The organism is Variovorax trehalosi (assembly GCF_051216415.1).
GTDB lineage: Bacteria > Pseudomonadota > Gammaproteobacteria > Burkholderiales > Burkholderiaceae_C > Variovorax.
On the sequence record NZ_JBPJZG010000006.1, the window covers coordinates 81,572 to 98,271 of the forward strand.

The 16,700-nt window shown below is 67.7% G+C and carries 15 protein-coding genes; 9 read left to right on the forward strand and 6 right to left on the reverse strand.

Features of this window, described 5'->3' with window-relative positions; all coding sequences use genetic code 11:
• Positions 1 to 12 precede the first annotated feature (12 nt).
• From ACSFA7_RS22340 to ACSFA7_RS22375, 8 genes are read left to right on the forward strand one after another with little or no spacing between them, the layout of a single operon-like run.
• Positions 13 to 1,173, forward strand: coding sequence for an NAD(P)/FAD-dependent oxidoreductase (locus ACSFA7_RS22340; protein ID WP_435501393.1), 1,161 nt, complete (start codon positions 13 to 15; stop codon positions 1,171 to 1,173).
• Between the two features lie 37 nt (positions 1,174 to 1,210).
• Positions 1,211 to 2,662, forward strand: coding sequence for a M81 family metallopeptidase (locus tag ACSFA7_RS22345; protein WP_435501394.1), 1,452 nt, complete (start codon positions 1,211 to 1,213; stop codon positions 2,660 to 2,662).
• Between the two features lie 35 nt (positions 2,663 to 2,697).
• Positions 2,698 to 4,278 carry an ABC transporter substrate-binding protein gene (locus ACSFA7_RS22350; RefSeq protein ID WP_435501395.1) on the forward strand — a complete coding sequence of 527 codons (1,581 nt, stop codon included), beginning with the start codon at positions 2,698 to 2,700 and terminating at the stop codon, positions 4,276 to 4,278.
• Between the two features lie 22 nt (positions 4,279 to 4,300).
• Positions 4,301 to 5,236: an ABC transporter permease gene (locus tag ACSFA7_RS22355; protein WP_013540151.1), complete on the forward strand. Its 936-nt coding sequence runs from the start codon at positions 4,301 to 4,303 to the stop codon at positions 5,234 to 5,236.
• Between the two features lie 25 nt (positions 5,237 to 5,261).
• Positions 5,262 to 6,155 (forward strand): ABC transporter permease, encoded by an 894-nt coding sequence (locus ACSFA7_RS22360; protein ID WP_435501798.1) that lies wholly within the window; start codon positions 5,262 to 5,264, stop codon positions 6,153 to 6,155.
• 7 nt (positions 6,156 to 6,162) lie between these two features.
• Positions 6,163 to 7,188 carry an ABC transporter ATP-binding protein gene (locus ACSFA7_RS22365; protein ID WP_435501396.1) on the forward strand — a complete coding sequence of 342 codons (1,026 nt, stop codon included), beginning with the start codon at positions 6,163 to 6,165 and terminating at the stop codon, positions 7,186 to 7,188.
• Positions 7,185 to 8,180, forward strand: coding sequence for an ABC transporter ATP-binding protein (locus tag ACSFA7_RS22370; RefSeq protein WP_435501397.1), 996 nt, complete (start codon positions 7,185 to 7,187; stop codon positions 8,178 to 8,180). Before ACSFA7_RS22365 ends, ACSFA7_RS22370 begins: the two co-directional genes overlap by 4 nt.
• Positions 8,181 to 8,196: 16 nt before the next feature.
• A complete protein-coding gene (locus ACSFA7_RS22375) occupies positions 8,197 to 9,654 on the forward strand; it encodes an N-acyl-D-amino-acid deacylase family protein (protein ID WP_435501398.1) in 1,458 nt (485 codons plus the stop codon).
• 6 nt (positions 9,655 to 9,660) lie between these two features.
• Here the strand turns inward: ACSFA7_RS22375 and ACSFA7_RS22380 are convergent, their stop codons facing one another.
• The 5 genes from ACSFA7_RS22380 to ACSFA7_RS22400 all read right to left on the reverse strand — a co-directional run bounded on the left by ACSFA7_RS22380 (position 9,661) and on the right by ACSFA7_RS22400 (position 13,775).
• Positions 9,661 to 9,873 carry a hypothetical protein gene (locus ACSFA7_RS22380; protein ID WP_307647950.1) on the reverse strand — a complete coding sequence of 71 codons (213 nt, stop codon included), beginning with the start codon at positions 9,871 to 9,873 and terminating at the stop codon, positions 9,661 to 9,663.
• A 137-nt stretch (positions 9,874 to 10,010) separates the two neighbouring features.
• Positions 10,011 to 10,910, reverse strand: a complete 900-nt coding sequence (locus tag ACSFA7_RS22385) for a ZIP family metal transporter (protein WP_435501399.1) — start codon at positions 10,908 to 10,910, stop codon at positions 10,011 to 10,013.
• Between the two features lie 109 nt (positions 10,911 to 11,019).
• On the reverse strand, positions 11,020 to 11,919 hold the full coding sequence (locus tag ACSFA7_RS22390) for a dienelactone hydrolase family protein (RefSeq protein ID WP_435501400.1): 900 nt from the start codon (positions 11,917 to 11,919) through the stop codon (positions 11,020 to 11,022).
• Positions 11,920 to 12,019: 100 nt separating this feature from the next.
• Positions 12,020 to 12,772: an aspartate/glutamate racemase family protein gene (locus tag ACSFA7_RS22395; RefSeq protein ID WP_435501401.1), complete on the reverse strand. Its 753-nt coding sequence runs from the start codon at positions 12,770 to 12,772 to the stop codon at positions 12,020 to 12,022.
• A 112-nt stretch (positions 12,773 to 12,884) separates the two neighbouring features.
• Positions 12,885 to 13,775: a transporter substrate-binding domain-containing protein gene (locus ACSFA7_RS22400; protein ID WP_435501402.1), complete on the reverse strand. Its 891-nt coding sequence runs from the start codon at positions 13,773 to 13,775 to the stop codon at positions 12,885 to 12,887.
• A 188-nt stretch (positions 13,776 to 13,963) separates the two neighbouring features.
• Between ACSFA7_RS22400 and ACSFA7_RS22405 the strand changes: the two genes are divergently transcribed.
• The gene (locus ACSFA7_RS22405; RefSeq protein ID WP_435501403.1) at positions 13,964 to 15,190 is read left to right on the forward strand and encodes a D-amino acid dehydrogenase; all 1,227 of its coding nucleotides are present in this window, start codon (positions 13,964 to 13,966) and stop codon (positions 15,188 to 15,190) included.
• Here ACSFA7_RS22405 and ACSFA7_RS22410 read toward each other — a convergent pair.
• On the reverse strand, positions 15,123 to 16,697 hold the full coding sequence (locus ACSFA7_RS22410) for a PepSY domain-containing protein (protein ID WP_435501404.1): 1,575 nt from the start codon (positions 16,695 to 16,697) through the stop codon (positions 15,123 to 15,125). The two genes, ACSFA7_RS22405 and ACSFA7_RS22410, sit on opposite strands and share 68 nt — an antisense overlap.
• Between the last annotated feature and the right edge of the window lie 3 nt (positions 16,698 to 16,700).

Consider the following 16,700-nt stretch of genomic DNA (forward strand, 5'->3'; position numbering starts at 1 on the left):
CACTTTTCGGCAATGACATCCAGTACTACAGCGCCCTCAGTGGCCGACTACCTCGTGATCGGCGGCGGCATTGCCGGGGCTTCGGTGGCCCACTGGCTCGCGCCGCATGCCCGCGTGATCCTGCTCGAACGCGAAGCCCAACCGGGCTACCACTCCACCGGCCGATCGGCCGCGCTCTTCATGGAAAGCTACGGCACGCCGCAGGTGCGCGCCCTCACCATGGCGAGTCGCGCATTTCTTCAACACCCGCCCGAAGGCTTTTCCGAACACCCGCTGCTCACGCCGCGTGGCGCGCTGATGGTCGGCGGCACGGCACAGCTCGCGGAACTCGACGCCCACTGGGACGTGCTGCGGGCCATGGACACGGGCGCCAAACGCCTGAGCAGCGAAGAAGCGCTCGCGATGGTGCCCGCCCTCCGTCCCGATCAGGTGGCCGGCGGCGTGTACGAACCCGACGCGGCCGACATGGATGTGCATGCCATTCACCAGGGCTACTTGCGCGGCATGCGCCGTGCCGGGGGCAAGCTGGTGTGCGATGCGGGCGTCACGGCCATGGAGCGCGTCGGCGACCGCTGGCGCGTGACGGCAGGCGACAACATCTACGAAGCGCCCGTCGTGCTCAACGCCGCGGGCGCATGGGTCGACACGGTTGCGAAGCTTGCGGGCGTGCGCCCCCTGGGCATCGAACCGCGCCGCCGCTCGGCCTTCATCTTCGCGCCGCCCGAGGGGGCGAGCATTGCGCAATGGCCGATGGTCTTCAGCGCCGACGAAGGCTGGTACATCAAGCCCGACGCCGGCATGCTGCTCGGCTCGCCGGCCAATGCCGACCCGGTCGATCCGCAGGACGTGCAGCCCGAGGAGCTCGACATCGCCATCGCGATCCACCGCATCGAGGAAGCGACCACGCTCGCCATTCGCCGCCCCACGCGCACCTGGGCGGGCCTGCGCTCCTTCGTGGCCGATGGCGATCTGGTCGGCGGCTTCGAGCCCGATGCCCCCGGCTTCTTCTGGGTCGCGGCGCAAGGCGGCTACGGCATCCAGACCTCGGCGGCGATGGGCGAAGCCTGCGCCGCGCTGGCACGCGGGCTGCCGCTGCCCGAGCGCATCGCGGGCTTCGGGCTCACGGCCGAGATGCTCGGACCGCAGCGGCTGCGCACCGCCGCAACTGCCTGACAAGAACCCTCCCACAACAACCACAGAGACCATCCCCATGCGTGTCTTCAGCGCCTCCCTCGCCACCGAAACCAACACCTTCGGCCCGATGCCCACCGGCCTCGCCTCCTTCAAGGACCGCGGCCACTTCCCCGCCGGCAAGCACCCCGATGCGATGACGCTGTTCTCGGGCCCGCTGTGGGCCGCACGCATGCGCGGCGCTGACAAGGGCTGGCAACTCTTCGAAGGCATGGTGGCCGGCGCGCAGCCCAGCGGCGCCACCACGCGTCACGCCTACGAAACCCTGCGCGACGAGCTGCTCGACGACCTGCGCGCGGTGCTGCCGGTGGACATGGTGCTGCTCGGCCTGCACGGCGCGATGGTGGCCGACGGCTACGACGACTGCGAGGGCGACCTGCTGGCGCGCGTGCGGCAGATCGTCGGGCCCGAGGTGGTGATCGGCGCCGAGCTCGATCCACACAACCACCTCACGCCAGAGATGATCGCCAACTCCGATTTGATGATTTCCTTCAAGGAGTACCCGCACACCGACGTGCTGGAGCGCGGGCTCGAACTGGTGGACATCTGCGCCGCGATGGTCGAGGGCAAGGTGAAGCCGGTCGCCGCGGTGGTCGACTGCGACATGATCGTCACGGTCCACACCTCGCGCGAGCCGGCACTGGGCTTCGTCAAGCGCATGCAGTCGCTCGAAGGCAAGGACGGCGTGCTCTCGGTCTCGCTCACGCATGGCTTCTCGTGGGGCGACGTGTCCGAGATGGGCACCAAGGTGCTGGTCTACACCGATGGCGACCAGGCCAAGGCCGACGCGCTCGCGCGCCAGCTTGCGGATGAAGTCATCGCGATGCGCGACGGCCTCACCGTGCACTACCCGAGCATCGATGCCTCGCTCGACGAAGCGCTGGCCTTCGACGGCGGCCCCGTGGTGCTGTCCGATGGCGCCGACAACCCCGGCGGCGGTGCGGCGAGCGATTCCACCTTCATCCTGCGCCGCATGGTCGAGCGCGGCATCACCAACGCGGCGCTCGGCCCGTTGTGGGACCCGATTGCCGTGCGCATCGCCTTCGATGCGGGCGTGGGCGCCAAGCTCGCGATGCGCATCGGCGGCAAGATCAGCCCGCTCTCGGGCGATCCGCTCGACCTCGAATGCACCGTGAAGGCGCTCCAGCACGACCTGGTGATGACGGGCCTCGCAGGCACGCCCACGCTGATGGGCGACAGCGCGCTCATCGAAACGAACGGCATCGAGATCGTGCTGATCACGCTGCGCAACCAGGCGATGGGCACCGACCTGTTCACGCAGCTGGGCTGCGACCTGGCCGCGAAGAAGATCGTCGTCGTGAAGTCGTCGCAGCACTTCTATGCGTCGTACTCGAAGGTGGCGAAGCATGTGATCTATGCGGGTGCGCCCGGTGCAGTCACCCTCGACTTGAACACCCTGCCCTACAAGAAAGCACGCCTGCCCAAGTGGCCCATCGGCGTCGCCGCCTGATCCCTTTTTCTTTCGCCCCCACCGGAGTACCGACGATGAAACGACGAACGCTTGCTGCCTTTGCCGCCCTGGCGCTTTCCGCCGCATGCCTCCCGGCGCTCGCCCAGACGCCCGCGCCCAAGACGCTCAAGGTGGTGGCCCATGCGGACCTGAAGATCCTCGACCCGACCTTCACCACCGCCTACATCTCGCGCAACTTCGGCTACATGGTCTACGACACACTGTTCGCGCAGGACGCGACCGGCAAGCCGCAGCCGCAGATGGTCGAGAAGTACACATCGTCCAAGGACGGCAAGCAGTGGAGCTTCACGCTGCGCCCGGGCCTCAAGTTCTCCGACGGCAGCGCCGTCACGTCGGCCGACGCGGTCGCCTCGCTGCAGCGCTGGGCTGCGCGAGACAGCCTGGGCCGCGCGATGACCGCAAGCGGCGCCGAGTGGAAGCAGGTCGATGCGCGCACCTTCACGCTCACGCTCGCCGAGCCCTTCGGCATGGTGCTCGATGCGCTGGCCAAGCCCTCGGGCTTCCCGCCGGTGATCCTGCCCGAGCGCCTGGCCAAGATGCCGACCACCGCGCCGCTCACCGAGGTGCTGGGCTCGGGCCCCTTCATCTTCAAGCGCGACGAATGGGTGCCGGGCAACAAGGCGGTGTTCGTGCGCAACCCCAACTATGTGGCGCGCAGCGAGCCGCCGAACGGCTTGGCGGGCAGCAAGAAGAGCAACTTCGAGCGCGTCGAGTGGCTGTACCTGCCCGACTCCAACAGTGCCATCGCCGCCCTCAAGCGCGGCGAGGTCGACATCGTCGAACAGCTGCAGCCCGACTACATCGCGCCGCTGCGTACCGACACGAGCGTGAAGATCGGCTCGGGCGGCGCCTACCAGGGCTTCCTGGTGATGAACCAGCTGCACCCGCCCTTCAACAACCCGAAGGTGCGCCAGGCCCTCCTGCAGGCGGTGAACCAGGAGCGCTTCGTCGCGGCCATGGGTTATCCGCTGGACATGCGCATGGCCTACTGCCCCACCTTCTTCATCTGCGGGAGCCCCAACGAAACCGCGGCCGGCGCCGAGCCCTACCGCAAGGCCGACGTGGCCAAGGCCAAGAAGATGCTGGCCGACGCGGGCTACAAGGGCGAGAAGGTGGTGCTGCTGGTGCCGAGCGACGTGCCCTACCTCAACGCCGAGGCGCTGATGGCCGCACAGACCATGAAGAGCATCGGCATCAACGTCGATGCGCAGAACCTCGATTGGGCCTCCATCGGCGCGCGCCGCGCCAAGCGCGATGCGCCCGAGGCCGGCGGCTGGAACATGTACGTGACGGTAGCCGGCGAGTTCGACGCCAACTCGCCGATCAGCAACGCCTACCTGGGCGCAGCCTGCGGCAACACGCTGCCGGGCTGGCCGTGCGACAAGCAGCTAGACGACCTGCGCAACGCCTGGCTGAAGGAGACCGTGCCCGCCAAGCGCAAGGAACTGCTCGATGCCTTCCAGGCCCGCGCCTACGAGGCGGTGCCGTACATCAACGCAGGCCAGTACTCGGCCGCCTTCGCCGCGCGCGCCAACCTGAAGGGGCTGGACAAGCTCTGGGCCGGCATGCCGATGGTCTGGGCGCTCGACCGGTAACGGACCCGCGACGCGCACCGCCATGGGCTACATCGTTCGACGCTTTCTCTCGACGCTTCCCGTCATGGCGGTGGTGGCCGTGGTGGTGTTCCTGCTGATCCACCTGTCGCCGGGCGATCCGGCGGCGCTCATCGCGGGCGACCTCGCGAGCGTGGAAGACATCGAGAAGCTGCGCGCCGCGCTCGGGCTGAACCTGCCGCTGTGGCAGCAGTTCGCGGTGTGGCTGGGCAAGCTCTTCACCGGCGACCTGGGCACCTCGATCTTCACGCAGGTGCCGGTGTCGCAGCTGCTGGGCCAGCGGCTGGAGCCCACGGTGTCGATCGCGGCGCTCACGATGCTGATCACGCTCGTGGTCGCGGTGCCGCTGGGCACGCTCGCGGCTTATCGCGCGGGCAGTTGGGTCGACCGGTTGGTGATGGTGTTCGCGGTGCTCGCGTTCTCGGTGCCGGTGTTCCTGGTGGGCTATTTGCTGATCTACGCGTTCGCGATCCAGCTGCCCTGGTTTCCGGTGCAGGGCTATGTGCGTTTTGCCGAAGGGCCGGGCGAATGGCTGCGCTCACTGGTGCTGCCGTGCGTGAACCTCGCGCTGGTGTACATCGCGCTCGTGACGCGCATGACGCGCGCCACGGTGCTCGAGGTGCTGCATGAAGACTACATCCGCACCGCACGCGCCAAGGGCCTGGGCGTGCTGCCGGTGCTGGGGCATGCGCTGCGCAACGCGGCCATTCCCATTGCGACCACCATCGGCGTGGGCATCGCGCTCCTGATCGGCGGCGTGGTGGTCACCGAGACGGTGTTTGCCATTCCGGGCGTCGGGCGCCTCGTGATCGATTCGGTGCAGCGCCACGACTACCCGGTGATCCAGAGCGTGCTGCTGCTGTCGGCGGGTGTGTACGTGCTGATCAACCTGCTGATCGACTTGAGTTATCGCTTGTTCGATCCGCGTATTCAGTACTGAACGAGACATGTCCACCGTACTCCCGATGAGTGACCTCCCACTACCCGTTGCGCCTGCTGCGACCCCGGCCGACGAAGCGCCCTTCGTCCCGCCGCGCTGGCGCTGGGTGCGCAAGCACCCGACGCTCATCATCGGCGCGCTGCTGCTGATCGCCCTGGCCGCACTCTCCATCGCCGCGCCATGGATCGCCACGCACGACCCGCAGGACATCGACCCGCTCGCGCGCATGCAGCCACCGGGGGCCGAGCACTGGTTCGGCACCGACGCGCTGGGCCGCGACGTGTTCAGCCGCGCGGTCTGGGGCGGACAGGTGTCGATGATCGTCGGCGCCTCGGTCGCGGTGCTGGCGACGGTGTTCGGCGTGCTGATCGGCCTGTTCGCGGGCTTCGTGCGCTGGGCCGACGGGCCGGTGATGCGGGTGATGGACGGGCTCATGGCCATCCCCGGCATCCTGCTCGCGATCGCGCTCATGGCGGTGACGCGCGCGAGCCTCACGACGGTGATCGTCGCCATCACGGTGCCGGAGATTCCGCGCGTGGTGCGGCTGGTGCGCTCGCTGGCGCTCACGCTGCGCGAGCAGTTGTATGTGGAGGCTGCGCATGCGGTAGGTACGCGTCTGCCGGTCATCCTGTTTCGCCACGTGCTGCCCAACATGGTGGCGCCGCTGATCGTGCAATCGACCTTCGTCGCGGCCGCCGCAGTGCTGACCGAAGCCGCCCTCTCCTTCCTCGGCGTGGGCGTGCCCGCGCAGACGCCCAGCTGGGGCAACATGATGGCCGAGGGCCGCAACTTCGTGGCAGTGGCGTTCCACATCATCCTGTACCCGGGGCTGCTGCTGGCGGCGACGGTGCTGGCGATCAACCTGCTGGGCGACGGCCTGCGCGATGCGCTCGATCCGCGCCTGGCGCGGCAACTGTGAGAACGCGATGACACCGATGTCCCACGTTGCACTCGCCCCCGGCGAGCCCCTGCTCGAAGTCGACAACCTGCGCACGCACTTCCACACATTGAACGGCGTGGTGCGTTCGGTCGACGGCGTCTCGTACACGGTGCGCGCGGGCCGCACGCTCGGCGTGGTCGGCGAATCGGGCTGCGGCAAGAGCGTGACCGCGCTCTCCATCCTGCGCCTCGTGCCCACGCCGCCCGGCCGCCACATGGGCGCCGTGCGCCTGCGCGGCACCGACCTCATGCAACTGAGCGAGCGCGAGATGCGGCAGATCCGCGGCAACCGCATCTCGATGATCTTCCAGGAGCCGATGACCTCGCTGAACCCGGTGCTCACCGTGGGCCGGCAGATCGCCGAGACGGTGCAGTTACACCAGAAAGCGAGCCGTGCCGAGGCGCTGCAGCGCGCGGTCGAGATGCTGCGCGTGGTGCAGATCCCCGAGCCCGAGCGGCGCGTGAACGAGTACCCGCACCAGCTCTCGGGCGGCATGCGGCAACGCGTGATGATCGCGCTGGCGCTGGCCTGCAACCCCGAGGTGCTGATCGCCGACGAGCCGACCACGGCCCTCGACGTGACCATCCAGGCGCAGATCCTCGACCTCATCCGCCGGCTGCAGAAGGAGCTGGGCATGGGCGTGGTCATGATCACGCACGACCTGGGCGTGGTGGCCGAGAGCTGCGACCGCGTGGTGGTGATGTATGCCGGCAAGAAGGTCGAGGAGGCCGACGTGATCGACCTGTTCGACCGGCCGCTGCATCCGTACACGCGTGCACTGATGGCCTCGATGCCCGCGATGAACACGGCGAGCGCGCGGCTCACGGAGATTCCGGGCCTGGTGCCGGCTGCGCACGAACTGGGGCGCGGCTGTGCCTTTGCCGCACGCTGCAGCCATGCGCGCGAGCGCTGCCGCGTCGAGATGCCGCAGCTCACGCAGCAAGGCGGGGACCACGTGGTGGCGTGCTTTGCCGTTGAAGAACAATGGGCCGATGCAGAGGTGACCGCATGACGACGACCGCAGCCCCGCTGCTTGAGGTGCGCAACCTGCGCAAGCACTACATCTCGCCCAAGCGCTGGCTGCGGCCCGCGAAGCCGGCGATCCAGGCGGTCGATGGCGTCTCGTTTTCCGTCGCGCGCGGAGAAACGCTGTCGCTGGTCGGCGAGTCGGGCTGCGGCAAGACGACGACCGCCAAGTCGGTGATGCGGCTGGTCGAGCCGACCTCGGGTTCGGTGTCGCTCGATGGTGAAGAGTTGCTGACGCTTTCGGCCAACGAGATGCGGCTGCGCCGCCGGCAACTTCAGATCATTTTTCAGGACCCGTATGCCTCGCTGAACCCGCGCCTGACGGCCGGCGACATCGTGGCCGAGCCGCTGCGCAACTTCGACATGGGTTCGGCGGCCGAGCGGCGCGAGCGCGTGCAGTGGCTGTTCTCGCGCGTGGGCTTGCGGCCTGAAGCGGCGAAGAAATTTCCGCACGAGTTCTCGGGCGGGCAGCGGCAGCGTCTGGGCATTGCGCGCGCCTTGGCGCTGAACCCGAAGCTCATCGTCTGCGACGAGCCGGTGTCCGCGCTCGACGTGTCGGTGCAGGCGCAAGTGGTCAACCTGCTGATGGACCTGCAGGCGGAGTTCGGCATCGCATACCTCTTCGTCGCCCACGACCTCGCGGTGGTGCGGCATATCAGCCACCGCGTGGCGGTGATGTACCTCGGGCACATCGTGGAGATTGCAGACCGCGACACGCTGTTCTCCGCGCCGCTGCATCCATACACCGAGATCCTGTTGTCGGCGGTGCCCGTGCCAAACCCGCGCACGCCCGCGCGTCGCATGCTGCTGCAGGGCGATCCGCCGAGCCCGGCGAATCCGCCTTCGGGCTGCCGTTTCCACACGCGCTGCCCGATGGCGCAGGCCGTGTGCAAGGAGAAGACGCCCGAACTGAGCGAACGCCCTTCGTCCTCGAACGGCGGCACTGGTACGCATCTGGTCGCCTGCCATTTCCGCTGAAGAAAGAACCTCACCGATGACCGACAAGACACACCACTACGACCTGCTGATCCGCGGCGGCACCGTGATCGATGGCACCAAGGCGCCGCGTTTCGATGCCGACGTCGGCATCGTCGCTGGGCGCATCGCAGCCATCGGCAAGCTCGCCGGCCACACGGCAGACCAGACGCTGGACGCCACCGGCCGCATCGTCGCGCCGGGCTTCATCGACTCGCACACGCACGACGACCAGGCCGTGCTCTCGCAGGCGCAGATGCCATTCAAGGTGTCGCAAGGCGTGACGACGGTGGTGGCGGGCAACTGCGGCATCAGCGCCGCACCGCTGCGCGTCGACATGGACCTGCCGATGCCGCTGAGTCTTCTCGACACGCCGGCCGAGGGCCGCTTCACGACGTTCGCCGCGTACCTCGATGCGCTGCGCGCCACGCCGTCATCGGTGAACGTGGCCGCGATGGTGGGTCACTCGACATTGCGCGCGGTGGTGATGTCTGATCTGGACCGCCCCGCGAACGACACAGAGATCGCCGCGATGCAGGCGCTGGTCGAAGAGGCGATGCAGGCCGGCGCCATCGGCCTCTCGACCGGCACGTTCTACCCGCCGGCCGTGAAGGCGACGACCGAGGAGATCATCGAAGTCGGCCGCCCGCTGACATCGCGCAAGGCGCTCTACGTGACCCACATGCGCGACGAAAGTGACCGCGTGATGGAGTCGCTCGAAGAGACTTTCCACATCGGCCGCGCGCTCGACATCCCGGTGGTGGTGTCGCATCACAAGGTGCAGAACGCGCAGAACTTCGGCAAGACGAAGGTGACGCTGCCGTTCATCAAGGAAGCGATGCAGCACCAGTGCATTGGCCTCGATTGCTACCCGTACACCGCGGGCTCCACCATGATCCGCACCGACCGCGGAATGATGGACGGCCGCGTGCTCATCGCCTCGAGCGTGCCGCATCCCGAATGCGCGGGCCGCGACCTGAAGGACATCGCGGCCGAATGGGGCGTGTCGGGCGAAGAGGCCGCCGTTCGCCTGCAGCCGGGCAGCGCGATCTATTTCATGATGGACGAGGACGACGTGCAGCGCATCCTCGCGTTCGACGACACCATGATCGGCTCGGACGGCATTCCGCTCGGCGAGAAGCCGCATCCGCGCCTCTGGGGCACCTTTCCGCGTGTGCTCGGACACTACAGCCGCGACGTCGGCCTGTTCCCTCTGGAGACAGCGGTGTGGAAGATGACCGGGCTCACCGCGCGCAACTTCGGCCTGCACGAGCGCGGCACGCTGAAGCCGGGGAACCATGCCGACGTGGTGATCTTCAACGCGGCCACGGTGCGCGACACCGCGAACTACGAAACGCCGACGCGGCCGGCCGAAGGCATCGATGCGGTGATCGTGAATGGCGCCGTCACCTGGCAGCACGGCGTGCACAGCGGTGCGCGCAACGGGCAGGTGATCGTGCGGCGGGAAGCAGCCTGACGGGGATCAGTCAGGCGCGTTCATGACGCGGTCGAACTCTTCGTCGGCCGGCACGTTGTCGGCATCAAGCTCGCTGGCATCGGTCAGGTCGATGCCGGTTTCTTCCGAGAGGTCGTCGGTGACGTCGCTGTCGGTTTCCTCGAAATCGTCGGCTGGCGTGTTGTCGTCATCGTCTTCGGATGGCGAGGCGGAACGCGCGGTGGCGTCGACGTGATTCATGATCGGCTCCTCGGCAGATGAATGCTGTAAGGCCCCCTATGGTGCGCCTGTTTCGGCCGTTCCGGCTCATCCGACAGGCATCGTCGGTGTCGGAAAGTTTCCCGCCCTGCCCTCACCCCCCGCGCAAAACCGCGCCGTCAGTCCTTGTGGACGTGGCCGGCTTCGCCATGACCCGCGTCGTGGCCATGGTCATGTCCGTGCTCGCCGTGCGCGAGCCGGCTCACCAGCGTGACCAGCACGATGCCCGCGACCAGCCACAGGATCTGCGCGGCGGTCTGGCGGGCGGGCAAACGTTTTTGCAGCTGCGGAATCAGGTCGGCCAGCGCCACGTAGACGAAGCTGCTGCCGGCCAGCACCAGGAAATACGGCAGCCAACCGTGCAACTGGTCCACCAACCACCAGCCCGCGATGCCGCCGAGCATGGTCATGGTGCCGGCGAGCGAGACCTTGATGAGCGCCGCGCGCTGGTTGGCCGAGCTCTGGCGCAGCACCACGAGGTCGCCGATGTGATGCGGCACCTCGTGCGCGAGCACGGCCAGAGCCGCCACGAGGCCAAGGCGAATGTCGGCGATGAAAGCGGAAGCGATCAGGATGCCGTCGCCGAAGCAGTGCACGCTGTCGCCGGTGAGCACGGCCCAGCTGCCGCCGCCCTTGGGCGCGTGGCTGTGGGCATGGCCGTGATGGTCGTGCGCGTGGTCGTGACCATGATCATGGCCCTTGTGCGCATCAGGTGTCTCGCCATGGTGATGCTCATGCCCGTGGTGCCACAGCTCGGCCTTGTCGAGCAGGAAGAAGAAGACCAGCCCGAACAGCAGCACCGCGAACAGCAGTGCCGGCTCGATGCGGCTTTCGAAGGCCTCGGGCAACAGGTGCATGAAGGCGGTGGCGAGCAGCGCGCCGGCCGCCAGGCTCAACAGATGCTGCGGATTCACCCCGCCGGAACCACTGCGCACACCCACACGCAGCAGCAACGCTGCCAACCAGACACTTCCGATGCCGGCGACCAGGGTCGCGGCGATGATAACTATCAAATTCATAGCTGCTTGCGCAAGAGGAGCGGTCGTCAGGACCGCATACCGTTCATAAAAAGGAAAAGGCCGTCACACAGGACGGCCTTCGGCGGGGAGTGGCTACAAGGCGCCGTCGTCAGGCGACGCCATTGGCTTTGAACCAGGCTGTGGCGCGCTGCCATCCGTCGTCCGCTGCGCTCTTTACATAGCTGGGGCGGTAGTCGGCATGGAACGCGTGGCCTGCTTCGGGATACACGACGAAGCTCGAAGCCTTGGCCGCTGCAGTTCCAGAGGCCAGAGCAGCTTTCATCTTATCAACCGTGTCAAGGGGGATGCCCTGGTCTTTTCCGCCGTAGAGGCCGAGCACCGGCGCCTGCAGGCTGGCGGCGATGTCGATGGGGTGCCTGGGGGTCAGTTCGCTGGCCTGCCCGACCAGCCGGCCGTACCAGGCCACGCCGGCCTTGACCTTGCCGGTGGCCGCATAGAGCCAGGTGATGCGCCCGCCCCAGCAGAAGCCGGTGATGCCGGCCTTGCTGGTGTCGCCGCCGTTGGCCTTGGCGTAGGCGAGCGCCCCGTCCAGGTCGACGATGACCTGCGCATCCGGCACCTTGCTGACGATGTCGGCCTGGAGCTTCGGGATGTCGGTGTAGCCGCGCGGATCGCCCTGGCGCGCATAAAGCTCGGGCGCGATGGCCAGGTAGCCCAGCTTGGCGAAGCGGCGGCAGGTGTCGGCGATGTATTCGTGCACGCCGAAGATTTCCTGGATCACCAGGATGACCGGCAAGCCGGTCTTGCCGGCTGGGGCGGCGGCATAGGCCGGCACTTCGAAGCCATTGACGGTGTACTTGATGGGCCCGGCCTTCAGGCCCTCGGCCGAAGTCGCGATGGCGGTCTGCGCCATCACCGGCATCACGGCGGCTGCGTAGCCGACGCCGATGGCGGCCTTCAGGGCGGTGCGGCGCGTGGCGCCCTGCTCGGTGCTGTCGCCGGGGCGAAGCGAATCGAAGTCGGAACGGCTGTCGTCGAGTTGGGACATTGGAGGGGCTCCAGTTGAATCGTCGGACAAGGGGGCGCTGCGCGAAAAAACGCACGCCGCAATGTAGGCGAAATCGCCGTCCGCCTCTATGACCGGGAATTCAGTGGGGTTGGGGCACCGCCCCGTACGCGCGGCGGGCCAGCGCGGCTGCCAGCACCGCAGCCGGATCGACAAGGCTCAGCCCGGCCACTGCGGCCGAGCCCTGAAGCCCGAGCGGCACCTCGGTGCAGCCCATGATGATGGTCACCGGCCCGTGCCGCTCGGCCAGCCGCAGCGCGACCTCGGAGAAGCACTGCTCCGCCAGCGGCATGTTGCCGGCTTTCACGCCATCGAAGATGCCGCGCATGATGGTCTGGCGCTCGTCGGCCAGCGGGACGTGGCAACCGAGCCCCGCTTCGGCCAGCGCCTGTTCGTAAAGACGCACGCGGTAGGTGCCCTCGGTGGCCATCAGCGCCACCTCGGTTGCACCCTCTGCGGCCAGCTGCTGCGCGGTCTCTCGCGCCATGTGCAGCAGCTCGACCTGCGGAAAACGCTCCTGCAGGTTCGCATGCCAGGCATGCGCGGTATTGCAGGCGATGGCCACGGCCCGGCTGCCGAGCGCGGCCAGCCGGCCCAGCGCCTGCAGCATCGGCTCCAGCGGCTGGTGCGCGCCGCTCGTGTCGGAGGCCAGCGCGCCGGTGCGGTCGGGCACCGGCACCTGGGCGAGCCAGTGTTCGGGAAAGGACTGGTCGCGCACCGGTTCGCCGCGTGCGCGCATCTGCTGCGCGCAGGCCTGCACGAAGAGCCGGACGAAGTCGGCGCCCGCCGCGGGGCCCATGCCCCCCAAGATGCCAACTACGTTCGTCGAAGCCATGGTCTTTCTCTGTTTCAGGAATACCGCGGAACCGGCTTTGCCGGGCCGCTGGTATTGCCCCCGGTAGGGGGTGGGCGAAGCGACACGAAGTGCGCGCAGCCTGGGGGCGAGCTCAAGTTGCCGGCTTGTCGCTGAATGCCTTGAGGTTTTCCTTCAGTTGATCGCTCATCGGCAGGTTCAGCGGCACGTTCTTCGGCGGAATCGGCTGCATGAACCACTTGGTGTAGAGCTTCTCGAACTCGCCGCTCTTCATCATGTTGATGAAGGTGTCGTCCACCAGCTTCTTGAAGGCCGGATCGTCCTTGGGCAGCATGCAGGCGTAGGGCTCGACCTGCAGCGACTCGCCCACCACTTCGTAGTCGGCCGGGCTCTTGGAATTGGCGATCAGGCCGAACAGCAGGATGTCGTCCATCGCGAAGGCGACGGCGCGGTCGCTCTCCACCAGCAGGAACGCATCGGCGTGGTCCTTGCCGAGCACGATGTCCATGCCGAGGTTCTTGTCGGCGTTGTACTTGCGCATGACCAGCGCGTTCGTCGTGCCGGTGGTGCTGGCCACGGTCTTCTTGGCGAGGTCGGCGTAGTCCTTGATCTTGGAGGACTTCTTCGTCAGGAGCCGCGTGCCCGTGTAGAAGTGATTGACCGCGAAGGCCACGTCCTTGCCGCGCGCGCTGTTGTTGGTGGTGGAGCCGCACTCCAGGTCGATGGTGCCGTTGGTGATCAGCGGAATGCGGTTCTGCGAGGTGACCGCCATCAGCGAGACCTGCAGGTTGGGCTTGTTCAGCCTCTTCTTCACCGCTTCGACCACGGCGTTGGAAAGTTCCACCGAGAACCCGATCGGCTTGTTGGGGCCGTCCAGGTAGCTGAAGGGCACCGACGACTCGCGGTAGGCGAGCGTGATCTTGCCGGACTCGGCGATCTTGGCGAGCGTGTCGGCGGCTTGCGCGCCGGTGGCGGTGAAGAGCACCGCGGCAGCCATGGATGCCATCAGGACGGAGAGTTTCATTCGAGCCTTCATTCGGTTGGATTGAACAGAAGCGCAGTGTAAGAAGGAGTGACACATCGCGACAATTCCAAATAACCCCGGGGTCATGCCCAAAGGTTATGGGCGGGGGTTCTTTTGGCATTTCCGGGCGGTGCGGGGCACCCCTACAGTCGAAGCAGTCTCTTCTTCACTCCCCGAAAGTTGCCTTCATGCATGTGTGTGTGCTCGGTGCCGGCATCGTGGGCCTGGCCACCGCCTGGCAGCTCGAACGCCGGGGCCACCAGGTCACGGTGATCGATCGCGCGGCGCCCGGCGCCGGCGCGAGCGGCGGCAATGGTGCACAGCTGAGCTACTCGTATGTGCAGCCGCTGGCCGATCCGTCGATCTGGAAGCAGTTGCCCAAGCTGCTGCTCTCGCCCACCTCCCCGCTCAAGCTGCGGCCGCAGCTCGACCCGCTGCAGTGGCGCTGGGGCATGGAATTTCTCGCGGCCTGCAATGCGGGGACTTCGCGCGACACCACGGCCAAGCTGCTGATGCTGGCCGCATCGAGCCGCACCGAGTTCGAGGCGATGCAGGCCGACATCGCGCCCGACTGCGACTTCTCGGCCACAGGCAAGCTGGTGCTGTACGCCAGCTCGGCCTCGCTCGAGGGCGCGCGTGCGCAGCTCGAACTGCAGCGCACCATGGGCAGCGAGCAGCGCATCGTCTCGCCCGATGAGTGCATCGCGATCGAGCCCGCGCTCGCGAGCTATCGCGGCCAGATGGCCGGCGCGGTCTACACGCCAAGCGAGTGCGCGGCCGATTGCCTGAAGGTGTGCGCAGAGCTGATGCGCATGCTCCAGGCGCGCGGCGTTCGCTTCCTGCTCGGCACCGACGTGCACGGTTTCGCACGCAACGGCCATCAGATCGCCGCAGTGAACACCAGCCAGGGCGACATCGAGGCCGATGCCTTCGTGATGGCGTTGGGCTCGGCCTCGCACAAGCTCGGCCGGGCGCTGGGCGCCTACCTGCCGGTATACCCGCTCAAGGGCTACAGCATCACGGTGGAGGTCGATCCTTCGCCCGGCGCGGCGCCGACCGTGAACGTGACCGACAGCGCCCGCAAGGTGGTGTTCGCGCGCATCGGCTCGCGCCTGCGGGTGGCGGGCATGGCAGAGCTGGTGGGGCACGACGCGAGCATTCCGGCGACGCGCATCGAAACGCTGGCGACCGCCACGCGCGCCCTCTTCCCGCATGCGAGCCGGCTCGAAGAGTTGCACCCGTGGACCGGCATGCGGCCTGCGACGCCGAAGGGCCTGCCGATCATCGGGCGGCTGGAAAGCGCGCCGTCGAACATGCTGTTCAACACCGGCCACGGCGCGCTGGGTTTCACGCTGGCCTTCGGCTCGGCGCTGCGGGTCGCACAGACGCTGGCGCCTTCTTCGCCGACGCCCTGAGCTTGCGGCCCAGGCGCCGCCAGCCGATCACCACGCCGGTCAAGCTCAGCAGCGCGCCGCCCAGACTCAGCGCAACAAGCAGCACATCCCACACCGGGCGATGGTCAAGCAGCGGCAGCCAGTCCCAGCTGTGCAGCATCGCGAACAGCCAGCGGCTCAGACGCCGCATGTCGTCGGAGCGGCCGATCACCGCGCCGGTGTGCAGATCGACATGCACCCAGGTGGCATGCGCATCGGCGAACACCACGCGCCAGACGGGCAAGGGCTTGTCGGTGCCGCCCGTCATGGTGTGCGGCTCGCGGGTGTAGTAGTGGCTGTCGTAGGCAAAGAGCACGTCGATGCGTTCGACGGCATCGGGCAGCAAGCGGGCGACTGCGGTGCGCAGCAATTCGGGGTCGGGAGTGTGCGGCTGGGCGGTCTGCGCGTCGCTTACCGACGGCCGGCCGCTGCCCGTGCTCGCTAGCACCAGCGTCTGCCCTGCGACGCGCACCCAGCGCAGTTCGCGCACACCGTTGCCTGCGGAAGCCAGCAGCGCGGCGGGCGTCGCGTCCTGCGCGGCGACGACGAGCGGCCCGCCGTTCATCGCCTCCATTCGCAACGCCGGTGCGCCACTGTCGAACACGCGCCACGGGTTCATCGACATCAACCCGCTGAAGATCCACGTCAGCGTCACCAACGCGAACAGCAGCCCGGTGATGTGATGCCACCGCATCATGAAGCCCTGGTACGGCGAGTGCGAGCCGCTCTTGTAGGTTCGCCGGAAACGCCAGCGCATCACGCCCACCACCGTGCCAGTGAGCGTGACGGCGATGCCGACGATGGAAAGCCAGTTGACGATATCCGCCCAGTAGCGGTCCAGCCCCGTGCCGCGCAGCGGATACAGCCAATGGATCCACGCGCCCGCGTAGTTCCAGAGCCGCTCCGCACGCGGTGCATCGCGAACCACCTCGCCGGTCTTGCCCGACAGGTAGAGCCGCGTGGCATCTGCATCACCGAGGTCGACGACATGCAACGGGCGATGGGCGTCGAGCCCGCGCGAATGGGTGAAAGCGTCCTCGCCGATGGTGCCGCGGTAGTCGAGCGGCACGCCCGCTCCCGCATAGGTCTGCGCGCTCGCGAGCACGCGGGCGCGGTCCACATCGCGCAGCACGGCGCCGGTTTCGGCATCGACCACCACCGTGCCGCTGCCCGGCGGCATGCGGCGACGACCGGCCTCGGCCTCGCGTGCAGGCACCGCCAGATACACCGCGCGCCCGCCGCTGGCCGCAGCCAGCCGCAGCTCGCGCAGGGGGCCGGCGATGCCGGCTGCATCGAGTGCCTGCCGTGGTCCCAGCAACGGCGCTGTCGCATCCAGCGGCGGCAGGTGCTGCAGCCGCTCCGCCTCGGTGAGCTTCGGGTAGCCCACGTACATCATCACCACGCCCGAGACGAACCACATCGCGAAGAAGGCGCAGACAACCACGCCCAGCCAGCGGTGGACGAGGAACAACCAGCGTTTGGCATGCACAGC

Excerpts from the sequence above, each read along its gene's own strand:
- ACSFA7_RS22340 (WP_435501393.1), top strand. The coding sequence starts at position 13 with ATGACATCCAGTACTACAGCGCCCTCAGTGGCCGACTACCTCGTGATC.
- ACSFA7_RS22345 (WP_435501394.1), top strand. The coding sequence starts at position 1,211 with ATGCGTGTCTTCAGCGCCTCCCTCGCCACCGAAACCAACACCTTCGGC.
- ACSFA7_RS22350 (WP_435501395.1), top strand. The coding sequence starts at position 2,698 with ATGAAACGACGAACGCTTGCTGCCTTTGCCGCCCTGGCGCTTTCCGCC.
- ACSFA7_RS22355 (WP_013540151.1), top strand. The coding sequence starts at position 4,301 with ATGGGCTACATCGTTCGACGCTTTCTCTCGACGCTTCCCGTCATGGCG.
- ACSFA7_RS22360 (WP_435501798.1), top strand. The coding sequence starts at position 5,262 with ATGAGTGACCTCCCACTACCCGTTGCGCCTGCTGCGACCCCGGCCGAC.
- ACSFA7_RS22365 (WP_435501396.1), top strand. The coding sequence starts at position 6,163 with ATGACACCGATGTCCCACGTTGCACTCGCCCCCGGCGAGCCCCTGCTC.
- ACSFA7_RS22370 (WP_435501397.1), top strand. The coding sequence starts at position 7,185 with ATGACGACGACCGCAGCCCCGCTGCTTGAGGTGCGCAACCTGCGCAAG.
- ACSFA7_RS22375 (WP_435501398.1), top strand. The coding sequence starts at position 8,197 with ATGACCGACAAGACACACCACTACGACCTGCTGATCCGCGGCGGCACC.
- ACSFA7_RS22380 (WP_307647950.1), bottom strand. The coding sequence starts at position 9,873 with ATGAATCACGTCGACGCCACCGCGCGTTCCGCCTCGCCATCCGAAGAC.
- ACSFA7_RS22385 (WP_435501399.1), bottom strand. The coding sequence starts at position 10,910 with ATGAATTTGATAGTTATCATCGCCGCGACCCTGGTCGCCGGCATCGGA.
- ACSFA7_RS22390 (WP_435501400.1), bottom strand. The coding sequence starts at position 11,919 with ATGTCCCAACTCGACGACAGCCGTTCCGACTTCGATTCGCTTCGCCCC.
- ACSFA7_RS22395 (WP_435501401.1), bottom strand. The coding sequence starts at position 12,772 with ATGGCTTCGACGAACGTAGTTGGCATCTTGGGGGGCATGGGCCCCGCG.
- ACSFA7_RS22400 (WP_435501402.1), bottom strand. The coding sequence starts at position 13,775 with ATGAAACTCTCCGTCCTGATGGCATCCATGGCTGCCGCGGTGCTCTTC.
- ACSFA7_RS22405 (WP_435501403.1), top strand. The coding sequence starts at position 13,964 with ATGCATGTGTGTGTGCTCGGTGCCGGCATCGTGGGCCTGGCCACCGCC.